Below are 18,640 nucleotides of genomic sequence, written 5' to 3' on the forward strand. Positions count from 1 at the left end.
GTCCTGACAGCGCTTTGGCCTCACGCCCCCTGCGCCTCATTTCACCAACGCGAGAATTGAATGGCCACTTACGCTTTCCGCCTGCTTAACGTATTTGCCGAGTCGACCTTCAGCGGTAACGGGCTTTGCGTGTTCGAAGACGCACGCGGCATGGACGACTCGACCATGCAGGCGCTCACTGCCCAGTTCAACCTCTCCGAGACGACATTTATCTTGCCGTCCGAGCACGCCCATGCACGAGTGCGCATTTTCACGCCCGGCTACGAAATGCCGTTTGCCGGGCATCCCACGCTTGGCACCGCACAGGTAGTACGGAACCTCTTCAAGACCGGCGACGACCTCAAACTCGAGTTCAAGGCCGGAGTTGTGCCCGTGCACGCAGACGGCGACGTGTGGACATTCGCCGCACCGCACGCGGGACAACCGAAGACCGCCGCCTGCGAACTGTCGGGTGCCGATGCGGCCGCCCTGCTCGGTCTGCATGAAGACGACGTGCTTGCCGCACCCGTATGGATCGATACCGGTGCGCATCAGTTGCTCATCGCGCTCAAAAGCATCGACGCCGTGCGGCGGGTACGCCCCGACGGCACACGTCTGAATAGCTGGCCGCAAAGCAATCTCGGCCGCAAGACGGCCTACGTGTTTGCGTTCGACCCGGAAAATCCAGGCAAGGTGATATCCCGCTACTTCTTCGTGAAGCAAGGCGCCGTCCTCGAAGACCCGGGCACCGGCTCGGCGTGCGCGAACCTGGGTGGCTGGCTGATCGTCAACCGGCACGCATTGCCAGCCACTTTTCGGGTGGAGCAAGGTGAAGCCACCGGCCGCCCTTCGTTGCTGCACCTTTCGGTGAGCGCCAGCGGCGAAATACGGGTTGGCGGTCGTGTGATCGAGCTCGGACACGGCGTCGTCACGGTGTAGGGGCATACGCGCTACCCGAGCGTTTCCTGAAGAAATTCGATAAAGCTCACCAGTTTGGGCGGCATGCGTGAATCGGGCAGATGCACGACATGGATCGGCCAGACCGGTGCTGGCCAGTCGGGGAAGAGACGGACAAGCCGCCCTGCGTCCAGATCCTCCTGAAGCATCATCTGGGGTTGATAGATGACCCCGAGGCCGGCAAGCGCGGCCTCGCGCAATGCGAGGCCGCCATTCACATCCAGCCGGCCGAATACTGCAATATGCTCCGCGCCACGGCCGTCAGGCCGAGTAAAGCGCCACTCGCGCTCTGGCCCGCCGGCGAACATGAAGGCGAGACAGTGGTGCCGCGCCAGTTCACCCGGTGTCTGCGGATGCCCATGGCGCGCGAGGTAAGCCGGCGACGCACAGGCGATACGCGCTGAAGGACGTAGAGGCCGCGCAATCAAACCTGAGTCGGGCAATACGCCAACACGGACCGCCACGTCAAAACCCTCCCCCGCAAGATCGACAATGCGGTCGTTGAGCGACAGATCCACCTCGACCTCGGGATAGCGGTCCAGGTAGAGGGCCAGCGCCGGAACGAGCACCTTTGTGCCATAGATAACGGGACCACTGACCCGCAACCGGCCGCGCGGGCTGTTCTGCATCTCACGCGCGTCCAGCTCGGCGGCGTCGACCAGCGTGAGGATTTCCAGACATCGCGCGTGGTAGCGCTTGCCGAGTTCGGTGAGGCTCTGGCGCCGCGTGGTGCGGTTCAGCAAGCGTCCCTTGAGGCGTCGTTCCAGCTCACGAATGTGATTGCCGATCATCGTGGGCGTCATGCCGCTGCCTTCGGCCGCAGCGGCAAAGCTGCCGCGTTCAACCACGCGAGCAAAAATGCTCATGCTGGTGAATCGATCCATTCGCAAATCCTGCTAAGGAGTGTCTGAAGAACTGCCGCATTTATCAAGCTGGCGTTACGAATGATACTCGGGTCAGTGCTTCAGTCGCACTCCACTTCAGGGACTCCCCATGACTCTCGCCAGCACCAATCTCCAGCATCAACGCGTCGTCCTCGTAGGCGGCACCTCCGGCATTGGCCTTGCCACCGCCCATGCCGCACTCGCGGCGGGCGCCTCGGTCGTCGTGGTTTCGTCGCGCAGCGAACGTGTCGCGCAAGCCGTCGCATCGCTCGGCGAGCGGGCCGAAGGCTACACCGTCGATCTCAACGACGAAGCAGCCGTGCGCGGCCTGTTCGAACAATTGGGTGCGTTCGACCATCTCGTCTACAGCGCGGGGGATTCGCTGCAAATCGGACCGTTCGCCGACATGGACCTCGACACGGTCCGTCGCTCCTTCGCAGTGCGTGTATTCGGAGCGATTGCGGCCGTCAAGCATGCCGCGCCGTATCTGCGTACGGGCGGCTCCGTGGTGCTCACCAGCGGCGTGGCCAGCCAAAGGCCGCATAAAGGTTGGGTCGCCCTCGCGGGCGTGTGCAGCGCCATGGAAGGCATCACGCGCGCCCTGGCGGTGGAGCTGGCGCCTATCCGCGTCAATCTGGTGAGTCCGGGCCTGGTGCGCACGCCGCTCTGGGCCGGTATGTCCGAAGCCGAGCGGGCATCGCTCTACGCGGCGAGTGAAGCGGCCTTACCGGTGGGCCGTGTAGGCGAAGCAGAGGACCTCGCACAGACCTACCTCTATCTGATGACGAACCGCTATGCCACGGGCCAAACCTTTACCGTGGACGGCGGCGGTGTGCTGGTCTGATTGAAGTGCCTGGGGTGCCGGCAATTTTCTTTCGAAGTTCTTAGCCGGCACCTTAGGGCTTCATCAAGCCGAAGACCTACGGTACGCGCGATACAGGAAGCGGTTTGCCCGTTGCGCTGTTCGCAAATCCTCAGGCCGCGGCGTACTCGATGCTCGGCTCGCAGACAATCGGAAAATTGAGCGAGTTCGCGATATAGCATTTCTCGTGCGCCGTATGGTGCAGACGCTCGGCCAGCTCGCGGTCATCCCCTGCGCGGATCGTCACATGCGGGTGCAGCACGATCTGCGTAAACTGGCCGTGCTGCGCGCCGTCGACCATCGTGCCTTCCGCATGATCGCGGTAGTCCAGCACCACGATGCCGGCGTCCGAGCACAAGTGCAGATACCAAAGCTTGTGACACGCCGATGCAGAAGCAACCAGCAGATCTTCGGGATTCCAGCGCCTGGCGTCGCCGAGAAAGGCCGGGTCCGACGAGCCCGGAATGTCCGGTTTGCTGCCGGAGCTAATCGTGTGATCGCGTCCGTAGTCGCGATAACCCGATGTGCCGCTACCGCGATTGCCGGTCCACTGTACTGAGACCTGGTACTTGTGCTCGCCATGCGCCATGCCGTTCTCCTTCAGGTTGGACGCATTATCTCGTAGATCCCGTGGCGCGGGGCATAAAGCGGCGGCCTGGCAAGCAACGCCGCGAATCTCAACACCGAGCGCATCGAGCGCTCAGAACCTGTGCCGCATCCCCACTCCCACCACCACCTGCTGATCCGTCGACGACATGGCCTGCCCGCTCACGTCGGCCGTCAGCCCGGAACCATCGCTAGCAATATGCTGATAGCTCGCCTGAACATACAGGTCGGTGCGCTTGGAGAGGAAGTAGTCGGTCTGGACCGACACCTCATGCCACTTCGGATGATGCTCGCCGCTTGCCGTGGAAAGCGACGCGTCCGTGTATGTGTATTCACCGGTTAGCAGAAGCGCCGGGCTTAGCGCGTAACTCGCGTTCACCTCATAGTTATTGAAGCTTGCCCCTTGACCGTTTTGCGTCAGGCCGAGACTGTTCGCTCCGTTGATCGTATCGAGCCCGCCCAGTTGGGTACGTGTCCAGACAAAACCAAACTTCGCTGCGCCGAGCGTGTAATGGGCGCCTGCGCCATAGGTGCGCTGCTGTGCTGCGATGAACGTGCGATCGGTCGAGGTCAGCGCGCCGTTCGTGTTGCTGCTGCCGCCATTGTTCGCCTGCAGATAGCCTGCCCCAAGGCTCAACGGACCCGCATTGTAGGCAGCGCCGAAGCTATACAAGCGGTTGTCGTCGAAGCCGCCCGCTTCGTTCGAAAAGCCGTACAGCGCGCCAAACTGCAGCCCCTCGTACGAGTTACTGGCAAACTTCACCGAGTTGTTGACGCGGAACGAGTTATTCAGGTTGTCGTTATCGAACGGATGCGCGGACAGATTGTTGCCGCCCGGATGAACACCAGTAAAGCTAAGCGGCGCAACATAGTCCACCACTGAATCATATTGGCGCCCCAAGGTCACGGTGCCAAGGCTGTTGTTCGAAAGACCCGCATATGCCTGATAGCCAAACTCGCGGCCGCCCTGGCGGGCCGTACCGTTCATCACGCTAAAGCCATTTTCAAGCTTGAAAATCGCCTTCGTGCCGCCGCCAAGATCCTCGTTCCCGGCGACACCCCAATGGCTGCCGGTCACATCGCCGCTGCCCGCTTGCCACGCGCTGTGGCCCTTCTGATTGCTGGTATACGAAAGCCCAGCGTCGATCACACCGTAGAGCGTGACGCTCGACTGTGCCTGCGCCCCGCAGGCGTACCCCGCCGCACACACGGCAATAACAAGAGTCTTCTTCATTTGTGTCCTGAAGTTTTAATGGTGCAGCCGATGCACGCGAGCACGCAACGCCCCCGTTCGAGGGCGTCGTGCGACACGTATCAGAAGCTGCTTGAAAAGAAGGCTGGCTGGGCCGTGCGGCAGATGCGGCTAACGGCTGGCGATGCCCGTCTGAACGGCGAGACCGTCGATCAGAACCTGATGGTGGCCGCGCGAGCAAGGCTCGATACGCGCGGCAACACCGAATACCTGGCCAAGCGTCGCAGACGTGATGACTTCGGGCGGCGGCCCGAAGCGCACGATGCGCCCCTCGTGCAGCAACATCGCGCGTTCGCACGCCCGCATTGCCGCGTTGATGTCATGCAGCACCACCACGGTGACGATGCGGCTTTCGCGCGTGACCTCGCGCAACACCTGCATCACGTGGAACTGGTGATTCAGATCGAGCGCCGAGAGCGGCTCGTCGAGCAGCAGCACCTGCGGGTCGCGCACCAATGCCTGAGCAATGCCGACGAGCTGCCGCTGGCCGCCCGACAACTCGTCAAGCGAGCGCGCAGCGAGGTCTTCGATACCGAGCCGGCGCAAAATCGCGTGAGCGTGTGTGAGATCGTCCGCGTACGCAGAGGAGCGCGCCAGCGCGCTCGCATATCCGCGTGTTGCGCGACACGCTACCAGCACCGATTCCAGCACTTGCAGGCGCACCCCGGCAGGCAGCGCCTGCGGCAGATACACCACGCTATGCGAGCGGGCGCTTGCCGCAGACAGGGCCAGCGTTTCACCGTCGAGCGACAGCGAGCCGCCATGAACCCGCGTGAGACCGGCCAACGCGCGCAACAAGGTCGACTTGCCGCTGCCGTTCGGCCCGAGCAGCGCGGTGATCTGGCCACGCGGCAGCGGACCGGCTTCGAGCGAGGTCAGCACCTGACGTTTGTCATAACGCACGCTCAGGTCGTGAATGCAAAGACCGCTCATCCGAGTTGCCCCTGCGAGCGCACCACAATGCCGAGAAAGAGCGGTATGCCCACCAGTGCGGTAACGATGCCGACCGGGATCAGCACCCCCGGAATGATCAGCTTCGACGCAATGGAGGCGAGCGAAAGCGTCAGCGCCCCGATCAACATGCTGCCGGGCAGATAGAAACGGTGGTCCTCGCCGAACACGGTGCGTGCGATATGCGGCGCAATCAGCCCGACAAAGCCGATCGTGCCCACAAACGACACCGCAAGCGCGGATAGCACCGACACGCGCAACAGCGTCGAGAGGCGCAGACGCCTGACGTCGATGCCGAAACTGGCCGCGCGGTCTTCGCCGAGGCGCAGCGCGGTCAGCGTCCAGGCGTTGCGCATCGACAGCGGCAAGGCCAGCGCCAACGCGATCGCCAGCACCGCGATCTTGGGCCAGTCGGCGCGTGCGAGCGAGCCGAGCGTCCAGAACACCAGGCCCTGCAGCGCATCGGCTGAGGCGATGAACTGCATCAGCGAGACGAGCGCATGAAAGGCGAATACGAGCGCGATGCCAAGCAGCACGACGCCAGCGGTATTCATGCCGCGCCAGCGCGCAACGGAGTCGAGCAGCAACGCGGAGAGCAGCGCGAAAACGAATGCGTTGGCCGAGACAATCCAGGTCTGTGACACGCCGGGAATCGCTACGTCCAGCACAATCGCAAGCGACGCGCCGAACGCAGCCGCGGCCGATACGCCAAGTGTGTAAGGGCTCGCCAGCGGATTGTTGAGGATGGTCTGCATCTCCGCGCCGGACAGGCCCAGCGAGGCCCCGACCAGCAGCGCCATCACCGCGTACGGCAGGCGAATCTGCCAGACGATCACACGGGTCGCCGGATCGGCTGAAGCATGCTCGAAGACCGTGTGCAGCAGCGCCGTCAAGGGCAACCCGGACGGCCCGGTGCGCAGATCGAACAGCAACGAGCCAACGCAAAGCGCCATGACGGCGAAGAGCCACAAGACGCGTTGCTGCGTGAGACGCCGGTAGCGGCGCACACTCGAACCGTGCGCCACAGCCTGATGCTGAAGAGTCGACATGAATCGCCCGCTCAATGCGACGCCAGCGGTGCGGTCCGGCCTACCCCGTCTACCCAATATGCCCCGTCAGGCGGCACTGCAAGGAAACGGCGATACAGTTCGTCCTGCGTCGCGTTGACGTTCAGATCCTTGAACTGTGGCGGATAGAACCACTTTGCGAACGCCTCGATCGCCACGATGTTGTACGGCGAGTCGTAGTAGTTGTGCGAGATGCCGTGTACACGGCCGTCGTGAATCGCCTTGATGGTGTCAAAACCAGGCCGCGAAACCAGCGCGGCGAGACTCGCTTGCGCGTCCTGCTCGCTGGTCAGAGCGCCGACGCGCAGCGAGGCAAGCCCCGGCTTGGTCCGGCTGCCGGTAGCGATATACACGTCGGGCTGCGCGGCGATGATCTGCTCCATGCTGATGTCGCCGAGCACGCCGGGCACAAGACCAGCTGCAATGTTGCGCCCGCCGGCAGCCTGAATGAACTCGCCGAAGTTGCCGTTGCCTGCCGTGTGGCAACAACCCGCATCCCACACACCGGCCAGCAGATCGATAAAGACCTTGGGCCGCTGCTGCTCGGGAATCTGATTGACCACGGCCTGTACCCGCGCCAGATGCTGCTGATAGAACTGCACGTACGCATTGGCCTCCTGCTCGCGATGCATTACCTTGCCGAGCAGTTCGATACTGGGCAGCGTGTTTTGCATCGGGTGCAGCCGGAAGTCGACGAATACGACGGTCGTACCGGTTGCCTCGAGTTGCTTGACGAGCGCGCTATGGCGGCTCGGACCGTGACCCGCGAGGCTGAAAATGGCAAGATCGGGCTTGAGGCTCAGCGCCTTCTCGTCGCTGATGCTGTCTTCCGTCGCTTTACCGATCAACGGAATCTGTTTGATACCCGGAAATTTTTCCGCGTAGGCATCGAAGGTCTGCGGGTCCATGGCCGGCAGATCGCCCTGCCAGCCAACGATGCGGGCCAGCGGCTGTTTGCCCTCCAGCAGCGCCACCGCCATCAGCAAGCGGCTCTCGCCGAGCAGGATACGATGCGGATCCGCTGGAATACGGACGGTGCGGCCGGCCAGGTCGGTCACGGTCTGAGCCGATGCGGTGGCTGCGGTGGCCGCGGTGGCCACGACCGGCGGCGTCGCGGCGCTCGCCACCTCACTTGCGCAGAGCGTCGCCGCACTGAAGGCAACCCAGGCCGCCAGGGCGCACGTGGCGGCGCCAAACCCGCGGGCGAGCGGCTGAAACCGGAAAGTCAACATGATATAGTTCGTAAATGAGAATGATTGCCATTTGCGGACTACACTGTAGCGGCGCAATGTAATGGCGATGTGTTGAAACAAGGCCGTTTTGTAATGGAATGTGTTGGCGCGGACGCGATCGCAAGAATCGCGCTGCGGTTGGCAGGCGAGCCGCAAACAAGAACCCCACGATGGACCACATACTCGTTGTCGACGACGACCCGAACATCCGCCAGTTGCTGCAGGACTACCTGCGCAGCATGGGTTACGGGGCCACCGCTGTCGGAAGCGGCGTGCAGATGAAGCAGATCATCAACACGTCGCAGGTCGATCTCGTCGTACTCGATCTGATACTCGAGGGCGAGGACGGTCTGGATATCACGCGTGACCTGCGGCGCGAACGCGACGTGCCGATCATTATCCTGAGCGCGCGAGGCGGTCTGCTCGACCGCATCCTCGGCCTGGAAATGGGCGCCGACGACTACTTGCCCAAGCCCTTCGATCCACGCGAGCTGGTTGCCAAGATCAAGGTAGTGCTGCGCCGCACGCGCAGCGTGCCCGGCGAACGGCTCGCGGATTCATCTGCGTTCGTCAACTTCGCCGGCTGGAAACTCGACACGCGCATGAAGCAGATGCTCTCGCCCGATGGCGTGATCGTGTCGCTCGGCGGCTCCGACTACCGTGCTTTGCGCACGCTGCTCGATCACCCGAACCGGCCGTTGTCGCGCGAGTTTTTGCTGGACCGCGTATTCGGCAAGGAACGCACGCCGCTCGACCGCTCGATCGACGTGTGCATCAGCCGCCTGCGGCAGCATCTCAAGGACTCGGCGCGCGGCACCGGGCTGATACGCACCGTGCGCAACGAAGGCTATATGCTGGTGGCCGATGTCACGCACGAAGCGTGAACGGCCTGACGATCCACTCACACCCATACCGATGAAACTGCGCCTTTGGCCCAGCACCCTGTACGGACGGCTCGTGCTGATTCTTGTCGTCGGCATGTTTGCGGGGCAGCTCTTTACCAGCACGATCTGGTTCGAGACGCACGACAACCGCACGCTCGAAATCCCCGCGCGGCTCTTCGCCAGCCGCCTCGCCGATACGGTCCGGCTGTTGCAGCAGGCGCCTGACGACGCTGCGCGCCACGCGATCGCCGGGCAACTCGCCGACCCGCGCTACCGCCTGCAATGGATCGACACCCCCGCGGCCGCTACCGGAGGCTCGCTTGCACAGCACGCCGTCGCCGACCTGATAGCAGGCGTGATCCGGCGGCGTCTCGGCGAACCGGTCGAGGTACGCCTGCTCGACGTGGAGTTGCGTGACGAGACGGGACGCCATCACGGCATCCTCAGCCTGTTCAACTCGCGCATGCCTTCGGGAGATTTTCATCTGCAACTGAAGCTGCCGCAGGGTCAGTGGCTCGACGTACACGCCAACGAAGGACAGGCGGGCATGCAAACCGAGCCGGGCTCGCTCGTGATCGACTATCTACTGCGGATCTATCTGGTGCGCCTGACTGCGGTGCTGCTGCTCGCGCTGGTGGCCGTGCGTTTCGCGGTGAAGCCGTTAAAGGAACTGGCAAAGGCCGCCGAGGCACTGGGACGCAACATCTACCGGCCGCCCCTGCCGGTGACTGGACCGCTGGAAGTACGCAGCGCAGCGACGTCGTTCAATTCGATGCAGGAGCAACTTACCCACAGTCTGGCTGAACGCACACGCTTTCTGAGCGCGGTGTCGCATGATTTGCGCTCGCCGCTCACCCGGCTGCGGCTGCGCGTGGAAATGCTCCCCGAGAGCGAGCCGCGCGAGCGTTTGCGCGGCGATCTCGACGAAATGGAGGCGATGGTGAGCGCCACGCTCGACGCCGTGCAAGGCGTGGAGATTACCGAAGCGCGTCATGAGATCGAGATCAATTCGATGCTGGAAGGACTCGCGGAGGATGCGCGCGAAGCGGGGCATGACGTCAAGGTGGAAGGACGCACACTATGTGCTCTTTCAGGGTATCCGCGCAATCTGAAGCGCTGCCTGCAGAATCTGCTCGACAATGCGATCCGTTATGGCGAATCGGCAAGAATCAGCGTGTACGACAGCGACGCGATGCTGCGCATCGTCGTCAGCGACAACGGCCCAGGTATCGCTGACGAGGCCTTGCTCGAGCGGGTGTTCGAGCCGTACTTCCGGGTGTCGGGTTCGCGTAACAGCGCGAGCGGCGGCACCGGACTCGGGCTGACGATTGCGCGCAGCGTAGCCGCCGCGCACGGCGGCACGCTCACGCTGCGTAACGGCGCAGACAAAGGCCTGGAAGCCACGCTCACGTTGCCGCGCGACGGCCGCCGTTAAAGCTAGAGTTCGTACCCGGGATTGCGCCGCGCAAGCCGGCGCAACAAACCCGGCCACACCAGATTCGCGCCCTGCCCTTTGCTGACCTGACGGGCCTGCTCGCCCATCGTGTCGATAATCGATTGCGGCACTTCAGTCAGCTTGCCGCCGCCCTGCGCAAACACCTGAATCCGGCAAGCCGCTTCGAACAGGTACATCGCCTGAAACGCTTCAGGCACCGAACGCCCGCACGTCAGCAAGCCGTGGTTACGCAAGATCATGTAGTTGGCGTTGCCGAGATCCGCCACGAGCCGCGCCTTCTCGGCCTCGCGCAACGCCACGCCTTCATAGGCGTGATAGGCGAGCCCCGTCAGCACAAAACCCGCTTGCTGCGAAAGCGGTAACAAGCCTTCCTGCTGCGCCGCCACCGCCACGCCGTGAAGCGTATGGGTGTGCAGCACGCAATTCACCTCGTGCCGCGCCTCATGCACCGCGCTATGAATCACGAAACCCGCAGGGTTGACATCGAACGGCGTCGGCATCACGGGCTGGCCGTGGTGGTCCACCTTGACGAGACTCGAAGCGGTGATTTCCTCGAAGAAAAAGCCATAGGGGTTGATCAGAAACTGATCGTCGTGCCCCGGCACCCGCGCGGAAATATGCGTGAACACCAGGTCGTCCCAACCAAACAGGGCGACCAGCCGGTACGCCGCGGCCAGATCGAGGCGCACCTGCCATTCTTCGGGCGAAACCAGGTGTCGAACGTCAGGAATGTCGAGTGCGGTATTCATCATAGGTGTCCTCGGATAAACAGCCCTACCTCAACGATACCGGCAAACAAACCGGTCAATACCGGCGTGGCGCACATTACGTCTGGTCGCCGGAAGCAGCGGCCGGCACAGCCCCTCGCGCGGCATCTTCCTCCTGCAGTTTGCGCCACAATATCTTGCCACTGCCGGACTTGGGCAGCGACGTCACGAATTCGACTATCCGCGGCGCCTTGTACGGCGCCATATGCTCATGCGCCCAGGCGATGACCTCGCTTTCGGTCAGCGTACCGGCGTGGCCGGCAGCGGGTACCACCAGCGCCTTCACGGTCTCGCCGCGACGCGCGTCCTGTACGCCGATCACACACACTTCGTGAATACCCGGGTGCCGGTACATCAGTGTCTCCACCTCCGCCGGCCAGACCTTATAACCCGATGCGTTGATCATCCGTTTGAGGCGATCGGTCATGAAGAAATAACCGTCTTCGTCGACGTGCCCCAGGTCGCCGGTGCGCAAAAAGCGCTTGCCGTCGAGTTCGATGAACGCTTCGGCGGTCCCCTTGGGATTGCGCCAGTAACCCTGCATGATCTGCGGACCGTTGACGACGATCTCGCCGGTCTCGCCTTGCGCCACTTCCTGCAACGTAGCCGGATCGATCACCCGCGCGTCGAGATCGAACACCGGAATGCCAAGGCACTGTGGCTTCGGGCGCTGCGGCGGGTTGATATGCGTAGCCGCGATCGTCTCGGACATGCCGTAGCCTTCCACGTAGTCGAGACCCGTCAACGTCTTGAGCTTGCGGGCTATCGCCTCGGGCATCGCCGCGCCGCCTCCGCGCGTACCGCTGAGGCTGGACAGATCGTATTCGGCAAGCTTCGGGTTCGACAGAAAATCGACCATCATGGTCGCAATAGACTGCCACGACGTTACGCGATAACGCTGCATGCATTGCGCTGCCGCATCACGATCCCAGCGCGGCAGCAAGATGATCGTTGCGCCCACATATAACGGCGCGTTCATGCCGCCCTGCATCCCGGTGACATGAAACATCGGCAGGACGGACAGGTGCGTGCTGTCCTGTGATCCCGCAAACCAGACGTTGCAGCCCACCACCGTACTCATCACGCTGCGATGCGTGTGCATGCAACCCTTCGGCTTCCCGGTCGTGCCTGATGTGTATGGCATGACGCACAGATCGTCCGGCCCCGCTGTCAGCGGGCCCGGCGCCAGACGCCGCTCGATTACCGTGCTCCATGCAGTCACGCCGGGATGTTCGATCGTCTTCCTTGGCGCGCTAACAAATTCCGGGGGTGTGATCGACGGTGCCTGCTTCAGGTAATCGCTATAGGTTGCGACGATCGCATGCTTGAGCCCCTGCCCGGGGCCATCGCCCAGCAAAGGCTCGATTTGCGCGTACAGGCACTGCGGCACGACAACGGTAGTCGCACCGCTGTCCTGCACATAGTGGCGCACCTCGTCGGTCAGGTTCATCGGATTGACCGGCACCACTACCGCGTTGGCCCGCAAGATACCGTAGTAGGCAAGCACCCATTGCGGGCTGTTCTGCATGTACAGCAACACCCGGTCACCCGCCTTGACAGCACACTCCTGCTGCAGAAAACCTGCAATCCGCTCGGCTTCCTCCTTGAACTGCGCGAAGCTCAGCGGCGTGTCGTAGAAGATGATGAACGGCTTGTCCGGAAAGCGTGCCGCCGAAACCTCGGCGTTATAAAACAGGTTGGTTTGCGGCAGGCTCAAATGGTGCGGTATGCTGGCCGGCCAATGTGAGTGGTGAAGGGTGTTCATGGGTGTCTCCTGTCGATCCGGGTTGGCGCTTTGGCGTACCGCTTTTTACCTACCGCTTCTACGTACCGCTTTTGCGCACTGACGCGCCGTCACACGATGCTTGAGCCGCCATCCACCGCGAGATACTGCCCGGTGATATGGCGCGACGCCTCGCTGGCGAGAAACACAACCGAACCCTTCAGGTCCTCTTCGCCGCCGAGCCGATGCAGCGGCGAATGGGCGATGATCGACTGTTCCATCGTGGCGAGCAGTCCCGCCGACATCTTCGAAGGAAAGAACCCCGGGCAGATCGCATTCACGTTGATATTGTGGCGCCCCCATTCCGATGCCAGCGCCCGCGTAAAATTAATCGCAGCGGCCTTCGACGTGTTGTAGGCAATCGTGTTCATCCCCGCGGGCGCACCCTTCAGGCCCGCGATGGAAGCGATGTTGATGATCTTGCCGGAACGGCGCGCAATCATGCTGCGCTTGCCCACTTCGCGCGCCAGAAAAAACGGCGCGTTGATATTCAGGTTCATCACCTTGTGCCAGGCTTCGTCCGGATAGTCCTCCGCCGGAGCACCCCAAGTCGCACCCGCGTTGTTGACCAGGACGTCGATATGGCCATACGCCTCCAGCACCTCACCGACAAGATCAGGAATCCTCTCCAATCTGGCCAGATCGTTGACCAGCGTTTTGACTTCGATACCTTGCCCTTCCAGATGCGCTTTCGCTTCCGCCAGTTCATCGGCCTTGCGCGCGGTAATCGCGACACGACAGCCCATCTCGCCCAGCGCCTCGGCCATCTGCAAACCGAGGCCGCGCGAGCCGCCGGTAATCAGCGCCACCTTGCCTTCCAGTTGAAACAGGTCTTTCACATGCATCCGGCGTCTCCTTGATGAGAATTCTGCGAAGCAGATTGGAATGATTGTTTGACCCATCATACGTGCGAGGATTGGCCGTGTAAATAAAAGCATGCTCGTGCCATTTTCTCGATAAGCCGCCCTGGATCGTCTGTTATCGGTACTTACCCGACTGTCGATGCGGCCCCATCGCGCGGCACATGGTTCGGGTGAACTACGCCGCATCGCCGCGCCTTGCCGGTAAAATCGCCCCCTACTGAATCGACCTCGCGGCGCGCTCGCCTCACCATCGTGACTACCACCCTCGACCAACTGCGTGCCGGACAATTGGCCGGTACACAACGCCTCAAGCTAGCCTGCGGACTCAGCGAATTTCCGCGCGAAATTTTCGCTCTGGCAGATACGCTGGAAATTCTCGACCTGTCGGGCAATGCGCTTGCCACGTTGCCCGACGACTTGCCGCGTCTGCATAAGCTGCGCATTATTTTCTGCTCGGACAACGCGTTCACCGAACTGCCTGAAGTGCTCGGCCAATGCCAGCACCTGAGCATGGTGGGCTTCAAGGCCAACCGCATTCGCACGCTATCGGGCCGGGCCTTGCCGCCCGCACTGCGCTGGCTGATCCTCACTGACAACCAGCTTGAAGCACTGCCGCCGGAGATCGGCAACTGCCCTGAGCTACAGAAACTCATGCTGGCAGGTAACCGTCTGCGGACACTGCCGCCACAACTGGCCGCCTGCTCGCGTCTCGAACTGATCCGTCTCGCCGCCAACCGGCTGACCGGACTGCCCGCCTGGCTGCTCCGGCTGCCACGGCTCTCGTGGCTCGCCTATGCGGGCAATCCGTTCACCGCAGCACTGGAAGCAGCGGCATTGGAGGACACGCCTATCGCGGAGACGCCTTGGGACGAGCTGGATCTGCACGATCCACTTGGCGAGGGAGCTTCGGGTGTCATCTACCGCGCGGCGCATCGCCGCCCCGGCGCCGGCTCGCGCGAGGTTGCGCTCAAGCTGTTCAAAGGCGCGGTGACGAGCGACGGCTTGCCTCACTGCGAAATGGCCGCCTGCATCAACGCGGGCGCCCATGCCAATCTGATTCCCGTACTGGGCAAAGTAAAGGACCACCCTGACGAGAGCCACGCTCTGGTGATGGAGTTGATCGATCCGCAATTCCGGAACCTGGCCGGGCCACCCAGCCTGGCGTCGTGCACGCGAGACATTTATCCCGAAGGAACCCGTTTCACGCTGGCCGCGGCGTTGCGCATTTCACATGGCATTGCTGCGGCGGCCAGTCATCTGCATGAGCAAGGCATCATGCATGGCGACCTGTACGCCCACAATATCTTGCATTGCGGCGAGGGGCGCGCCCTGCTCGGCGATTTTGGCGCCGCATCATTCTATGAGGCGGAGGATCCGACCCTGGCATCTCTGCTGCAGCGCATCGAAGTGCGCGCATTCGCCTGTTTATTGGAAGAATTAATCGAGCGATGTGACCCGCATAACGCCTCGACGGGCGCAATCGATGCACTGCTGCAACTGAAAAACGCATGCTTAAACGAAGATGTTTTCGCCAGGCCATCGTTCGAGCAGATCAAACGCACACTATCTGCTTTGGCTAAATCGAATGGAAGTGCTACAGATATGACAAACGCCTGACGCGTGATGCATCAGGCGCTCAATACAGCTCGCAAGGTGTGGATACTAGTCGCGCGCGACCAGATTATTGATGCGCCCCTCGCCCGTTACGAGGCAGCTCGACAGGAAGTTTTGTCCCTGCCCGCTGGAGGCCGCTTCTGAGAAGCCTTTATCCATGGCCCCCAACCTGACCATCTCGGCTCCCTTTTCGCATGAAATAGCGCCTTCTTCGCCGGCTTGCGCATGAGTGAGCGCACGGCCCACGGTCAGATACGCAAGGAGCATCAGTACAGCAATATTAAATACGCGTCTCATGGTTTGCCTCCTCTGCGAGCAAGACTAACGCGGAACCATGATCACGGGATGTTAGGGGTTTCCCGATTAGGGCGGTCTATGACACGGGTCAATCAGGAGGCCAGAATTTACCGTCTGCGGGTTTCCCCTTTGTCAAAATAGCATGCTGCGTTGCGGCGAAATTGCATCATGCGGCGCAGCAATTTCATTCAATATCACTGTTAGGAAAACAGATTACTTGCCTCGGCAACCTCAGAACATGAGCCGCCAAGTGTCGCCGGGAGTTCCTCGCGCAGGAACTCGACGTAGGAGCGAATCTTCGCGTCCAGATACAGACGTGAAGGGTAGACCGCGTAAATGTTCAGGTGCTGGGAGGTGTATTCCGGCAGAATCCGCACCAGTTCGCCGCTGCGCAAACCTTCAATAGCCGAGTAGAGCGGCAGCACACTGATGCCCATGCCCTCGGCCACGGCCACCGCCAACGCATCGGCCATATTGACCCTGAATTTCGTCGCGCCGAGTACGAAGGTTTCACGCCCGCCCGGTCCTTGAAAAGCCCATTCGTCGACGGGAAAAGCGGGCGTCACCGTTTGCAGACAGGTATGCGTGCCGAGATCGGCTGGCACGGCCGGCGCGCCGTGACGCTCGAGATAGGCCGGCGACGCGCAGGCCACGCTGAACGTGCTGCCAATGCGCTGCGAGATCAGCCCTGAGTCCGGCAGCTCGCCGGCCAGCACAAGCGCGATGTCATAGCCTTCGTCGAGCAGGTCCGGCACACGCTGTGCGAGCGTCAGTTCGACCTTCACATCCGGATAGCGCTGCCGGTAGCGGCCCACCAGCGGCACTACGCAATGCTGGCCGATACCGGTCATCGCATGCACCCTCAGCTTGCCCGACGGGTACGTGACCGTATCGCTCGCTTCGGCTTCGGCCTCATCGACATAGGCGAGAATCTGCTCGCAATGGTGCAGGTAGCGTTCGCCCGCCTCGGTGAGCGCGAGGCGGCGCGTCGTGCGGTTCAGGAGCCGGGTGCGCAGATGTGTCTCGAGGTCGGAGACCGCGCGCGACGCGTACGCCGTCGTGGTGTTCAGATGCTGCGCGGCCGCGGTGAAACTGCCCGCTTCGACGACACGAATCAGCACGCGCATTTTTTGTAGCGTATCCATACGATCCTTCAAAAACCGGTCTGAATTGTGGCATGAATCAGGCGTGCGATTCTCTCGAATACCGTAAAGATGCATTGCACTCCTTGGGGCTTTCAGACGGTCTTAACCGGCGATTTTTTCCTGGCCGGTGAGCGATGCACAGCGTAGGATCGAAGCCGCAGGTTGTCCCGCTATCGACTGCCCGCCCGCCTGGCGAGACTGGAGGCGCGGGCGGTTTCACTGTCATCGGCCAAGGAGGGAAGCAATGCTTCCGGCAGCGCAGACGTACGAAACACTGACGGCACAATTCGAGTGGCAAATTCCATCGCGCTACAACATCGGCGTCGACGTGTGCGACAAATGGGCCGACGGCTCGGGCCGCCTCGCACTGATCTACGAGCATCGCGACGGCAGCGCGGCACGCTACAGCTTCGACGATCTCAAGGCGCGCTCCAACCAGTTCGCCAACGCGCTGCGCCGTAGCGGCGTCGTGCAGGGCGACCGGGTGGCGATCTTCCTGCCACAATCGCCCGAAACCGCGATTGCCCATCTGGCCGCCTACAAGGCCGGCTGCATTGCCGTGCCGCTGTTCGCGCTGTTCGGCGTCGACGCGATCCAGTACCGCCTCGCGGACAGCGCCGCAGCCGCGCTCATCACCGACGACGCAGGCCTGCAAAAACTCGCCGGGATCCGCCACACGCTGCCCGAACTGAAAGCGGTGTACTGCATCGATCCTGGGCAGGCCACCGCGGCTCACGAGGCATCCGCATTCTGGAGCGCGCTCGAAGCCGAGCCCACCACGTTCACGCCAGCCGACACCGCCGCCGACGATCCCGCCGTGATCATCTACACCTCGGGTACCACCGGAAAGCCGAAGGGTGCGCTGCACGCGCAACGGGTGCTGCTCGGGCACCTGCCGGGAGTCGAACTGTCGCAGGCATATTTCCCGGCCGGGGCCTCGGTGATCTGGACACCGGCAGACTGGGCGTGGATCGGCGGCCTGTTCGACGTGCTGCTGCCGGCGTGGCATCACGGCGTCACGGTGCTTGCGCGCCGCTTCGAGAAGTTCGACGGCGAGGCCGCGTTCGATCTGATGGCGCGCCATGCGGTCACCCACACGTTCCTGCCGCCGACCGCGCTCAAGATGATGCGCACGGTCGCGCATCCCGAGCGCTGGAAGCTGTCGCTGCATGCGGTGGCAAGCGGCGGCGAATCGCTCGGCGAAGAACTGATCGCGTGGGGACGCACCGCGCTCGGTGTGACCATCAACGAGTTCTATGGGCAAACGGAGTGCAACGTCGTGGTGTCGTCGTGCGCATCGCTGTTTGCGCCGCGTATTGGGGCCATTGGCAAAGCGGTGCCCGGTCACGAGGTCGCAATCGTCGATGATGACGGCCACCCGCTGCCCCACGACACCATAGGCAACATCGCGATTGCCGGCCCGGACCCGGTCATGTTCCTCGGCTACTGGGGCAATGAGGCCGCCACGCGCGACAAATTCCGTGGCCGCTACCTGCTGACCGGCGATCTCGGCCAATGCGACAAAGACGGCTTTATCCGCTTTGTCGGGCGCAACGACGACGTGATTACGAGTGCCGGTTACCGGATCGGGCCAGCCTCGATTGAAGATTGCCTGCTGCAGCATCCGGCGGTCTGCATGGCGGCGGTCGTCGGCGCGCCGGATGCGCAGCGCACGGAGATCGTGCTGGCGTTCGTGGTGCTGAACGCGGGCTTCGTGCCCGGCGAAGAACTGGTGCGCGAGATTCAGCAGCATGTCAAAACGCGGCTTGCCGCGCATGAGTATCCGCGCGAGATACGCTTTGTCGAAAGCCTGCCGCTGACGGCCACCGGCAAGGTGATTCGCAAGGAACTGCGGGCGAGTCTCGCGAAACCCGCGTCGTCAACTTGAATCGTCAGGGCCGAACCGGGAACCTCCCCGCTACCCGGTTCGGCGCCCACGACGGCCCGGCTCGCTGCGGCGTTTGCTGCAAACGGGCATAATTCCGCTGCCGCGCGCATTGCACCTCGCAACACGCAGGGCAATCCGGCACGCCCCGCCACA

General features: G+C 62.5%; 17 protein-coding genes. 6 read left to right on the forward strand and 11 right to left on the reverse strand.

Translation table 11 applies throughout. The annotated features are described in order from the left end of the window. Nucleotides 1–60: 60 nt before the first annotated feature. Complete coding sequence (locus tag FFS45_RS18775) at nt 61–918, forward strand: PhzF family phenazine biosynthesis protein (protein WP_137956129.1); 858 nt, start codon at nt 61–63, stop codon at nt 916–918. An 11-nt stretch (nt 919–929) separates the two neighbouring features. On the opposite strand, the gene FFS45_RS18780 is transcribed toward FFS45_RS18775, so the two are convergent. Further along, entirely contained in the window at nt 930–1,820 is an 891-nt protein-coding gene (locus FFS45_RS18780; protein ID WP_137956130.1) for a LysR family transcriptional regulator, read from the reverse strand. Nucleotides 1,821–1,929: 109 nt separating this feature from the next. Between FFS45_RS18780 and FFS45_RS18785 the strand changes: the two genes are divergently transcribed. Next, the gene (locus tag FFS45_RS18785; protein ID WP_137956131.1) at nt 1,930–2,664 is read left to right on the forward strand and encodes an SDR family oxidoreductase; all 735 of its coding nucleotides are present in this window, start codon (nt 1,930–1,932) and stop codon (nt 2,662–2,664) included. 130 nt (nt 2,665–2,794) lie between these two features. On the opposite strand, the gene FFS45_RS18790 is transcribed toward FFS45_RS18785, so the two are convergent. From FFS45_RS18790 to FFS45_RS18810, 5 genes are all read right to left on the reverse strand, one after another. Then, on the reverse strand, nt 2,795–3,271 hold the full coding sequence (locus tag FFS45_RS18790; protein ID WP_137956132.1) for an OsmC family protein: 477 nt from the start codon (nt 3,269–3,271) through the stop codon (nt 2,795–2,797). 111 nt (nt 3,272–3,382) lie between these two features. After that, complete coding sequence (locus FFS45_RS18795; RefSeq protein ID WP_137956133.1) at nt 3,383–4,522, reverse strand: porin; 1,140 nt, start codon at nt 4,520–4,522, stop codon at nt 3,383–3,385. A gap of 129 nt (nt 4,523–4,651) precedes the next feature. Continuing rightward, nucleotides 4,652–5,473 carry an ABC transporter ATP-binding protein gene (locus tag FFS45_RS18800; protein ID WP_137956134.1) on the reverse strand — a complete coding sequence of 274 codons (822 nt, stop codon included), beginning with the start codon at nt 5,471–5,473 and terminating at the stop codon, nt 4,652–4,654. Beyond that, nucleotides 5,470–6,540 carry an iron ABC transporter permease gene (locus FFS45_RS18805; protein WP_137956135.1) on the reverse strand — a complete coding sequence of 357 codons (1,071 nt, stop codon included), beginning with the start codon at nt 6,538–6,540 and terminating at the stop codon, nt 5,470–5,472. The genes FFS45_RS18800 and FFS45_RS18805 overlap by 4 nt, the downstream gene beginning before the upstream one ends. Nucleotides 6,541–6,551: 11 nt before the next feature. Continuing rightward, nucleotides 6,552–7,790 carry an ABC transporter substrate-binding protein gene (locus tag FFS45_RS18810; protein ID WP_137956136.1) on the reverse strand — a complete coding sequence of 413 codons (1,239 nt, stop codon included), beginning with the start codon at nt 7,788–7,790 and terminating at the stop codon, nt 6,552–6,554. A gap of 170 nt (nt 7,791–7,960) precedes the next feature. Between FFS45_RS18810 and FFS45_RS18815 the strand changes: the two genes are divergently transcribed. After that, nucleotides 7,961–8,674, forward strand: a complete 714-nt coding sequence (locus FFS45_RS18815; RefSeq protein WP_137956137.1) for a response regulator — start codon at nt 7,961–7,963, stop codon at nt 8,672–8,674. Further along, nucleotides 8,655–10,109, forward strand: a complete 1,455-nt coding sequence (locus FFS45_RS18820; RefSeq protein ID WP_249362847.1) for an ATP-binding protein — start codon at nt 8,655–8,657, stop codon at nt 10,107–10,109. The genes FFS45_RS18815 and FFS45_RS18820 overlap by 20 nt, the downstream gene beginning before the upstream one ends. 2 nt (nt 10,110–10,111) lie before the next feature. Here the strand turns inward: FFS45_RS18820 and FFS45_RS18825 are convergent, their stop codons facing one another. From FFS45_RS18825 to FFS45_RS18835, 3 genes are all read right to left on the reverse strand, one after another. Continuing rightward, the gene (locus tag FFS45_RS18825; RefSeq protein WP_137956161.1) at nt 10,112–10,879 is read right to left on the reverse strand and encodes a class II aldolase/adducin family protein; all 768 of its coding nucleotides are present in this window, start codon (nt 10,877–10,879) and stop codon (nt 10,112–10,114) included. 76 nt (nt 10,880–10,955) lie between these two features. Continuing rightward, the gene (locus FFS45_RS18830) at nt 10,956–12,662 is read right to left on the reverse strand and encodes a long-chain fatty acid--CoA ligase (RefSeq protein ID WP_137956138.1); all 1,707 of its coding nucleotides are present in this window, start codon (nt 12,660–12,662) and stop codon (nt 10,956–10,958) included. Between the two features lie 89 nt (nt 12,663–12,751). Next, nucleotides 12,752–13,525 (reverse strand): SDR family oxidoreductase, encoded by a 774-nt coding sequence (locus tag FFS45_RS18835; protein ID WP_137956139.1) that lies wholly within the window; start codon nt 13,523–13,525, stop codon nt 12,752–12,754. Between the two features lie 270 nt (nt 13,526–13,795). On the opposite strand from FFS45_RS18835, the gene FFS45_RS18840 reads away from it, so the two are divergent. After that, nucleotides 13,796–15,160, forward strand: a complete 1,365-nt coding sequence (locus FFS45_RS18840; RefSeq protein WP_137956140.1) for a leucine-rich repeat-containing protein kinase family protein — start codon at nt 13,796–13,798, stop codon at nt 15,158–15,160. A gap of 45 nt (nt 15,161–15,205) precedes the next feature. Here FFS45_RS18840 and FFS45_RS18845 read toward each other — a convergent pair whose 3' ends face one another. Both FFS45_RS18845 and FFS45_RS18850 read right to left on the reverse strand, forming a co-directional pair. Next, on the reverse strand, nt 15,206–15,454 hold the full coding sequence (locus FFS45_RS18845) for a hypothetical protein (RefSeq protein ID WP_137956141.1): 249 nt from the start codon (nt 15,452–15,454) through the stop codon (nt 15,206–15,208). A 200-nt stretch (nt 15,455–15,654) separates the two neighbouring features. Beyond that, nucleotides 15,655–16,599, reverse strand: coding sequence for a LysR family transcriptional regulator (locus tag FFS45_RS18850; protein WP_137956142.1), 945 nt, complete (start codon nt 16,597–16,599; stop codon nt 15,655–15,657). A 244-nt stretch (nt 16,600–16,843) separates the two neighbouring features. On the opposite strand from FFS45_RS18850, the gene FFS45_RS18855 reads away from it, so the two are divergent. Then, on the forward strand, nt 16,844–18,487 hold the full coding sequence (locus FFS45_RS18855) for an acyl-CoA synthetase (RefSeq protein ID WP_137956143.1): 1,644 nt from the start codon (nt 16,844–16,846) through the stop codon (nt 18,485–18,487). Nucleotides 18,488–18,640: the final 153 nt, after the last annotated feature.

This window comes from Burkholderia sp. 4M9327F10 (genome assembly GCF_005503145.1).
Taxonomy (GTDB): Bacteria; Pseudomonadota; Gammaproteobacteria; order Burkholderiales; family Burkholderiaceae; genus Paraburkholderia.

Bases quoted from the DNA above. Each gene is read 5' to 3' on its own strand.
- FFS45_RS18775 (WP_137956129.1), top strand. From the start codon at position 61: ATGGCCACTTACGCTTTCCGCCTGCTTAACGTATTTGCCGAGTCGACC.
- FFS45_RS18780 (WP_137956130.1), bottom strand. From the start codon at position 1,820: ATGGATCGATTCACCAGCATGAGCATTTTTGCTCGCGTGGTTGAACGC.
- FFS45_RS18785 (WP_137956131.1), top strand. From the start codon at position 1,930: ATGACTCTCGCCAGCACCAATCTCCAGCATCAACGCGTCGTCCTCGTA.
- FFS45_RS18790 (WP_137956132.1), bottom strand. From the start codon at position 3,271: ATGGCGCATGGCGAGCACAAGTACCAGGTCTCAGTACAGTGGACCGGC.
- FFS45_RS18795 (WP_137956133.1), bottom strand. From the start codon at position 4,522: ATGAAGAAGACTCTTGTTATTGCCGTGTGTGCGGCGGGGTACGCCTGC.
- FFS45_RS18800 (WP_137956134.1), bottom strand. From the start codon at position 5,473: ATGAGCGGTCTTTGCATTCACGACCTGAGCGTGCGTTATGACAAACGT.
- FFS45_RS18805 (WP_137956135.1), bottom strand. From the start codon at position 6,540: ATGTCGACTCTTCAGCATCAGGCTGTGGCGCACGGTTCGAGTGTGCGC.
- FFS45_RS18810 (WP_137956136.1), bottom strand. From the start codon at position 7,790: ATGTTGACTTTCCGGTTTCAGCCGCTCGCCCGCGGGTTTGGCGCCGCC.
- FFS45_RS18815 (WP_137956137.1), top strand. From the start codon at position 7,961: ATGGACCACATACTCGTTGTCGACGACGACCCGAACATCCGCCAGTTG.
- FFS45_RS18820 (WP_249362847.1), top strand. From the start codon at position 8,655: ATGTCACGCACGAAGCGTGAACGGCCTGACGATCCACTCACACCCATA.
- FFS45_RS18825 (WP_137956161.1), bottom strand. From the start codon at position 10,879: ATGAATACCGCACTCGACATTCCTGACGTTCGACACCTGGTTTCGCCC.
- FFS45_RS18830 (WP_137956138.1), bottom strand. From the start codon at position 12,662: ATGAACACCCTTCACCACTCACATTGGCCGGCCAGCATACCGCACCAT.
- FFS45_RS18835 (WP_137956139.1), bottom strand. From the start codon at position 13,525: ATGCATGTGAAAGACCTGTTTCAACTGGAAGGCAAGGTGGCGCTGATT.
- FFS45_RS18845 (WP_137956141.1), bottom strand. From the start codon at position 15,454: ATGAGACGCGTATTTAATATTGCTGTACTGATGCTCCTTGCGTATCTG.
- FFS45_RS18850 (WP_137956142.1), bottom strand. From the start codon at position 16,599: ATGGATACGCTACAAAAAATGCGCGTGCTGATTCGTGTCGTCGAAGCG.
- FFS45_RS18855 (WP_137956143.1), top strand. From the start codon at position 16,844: ATGCTTCCGGCAGCGCAGACGTACGAAACACTGACGGCACAATTCGAG.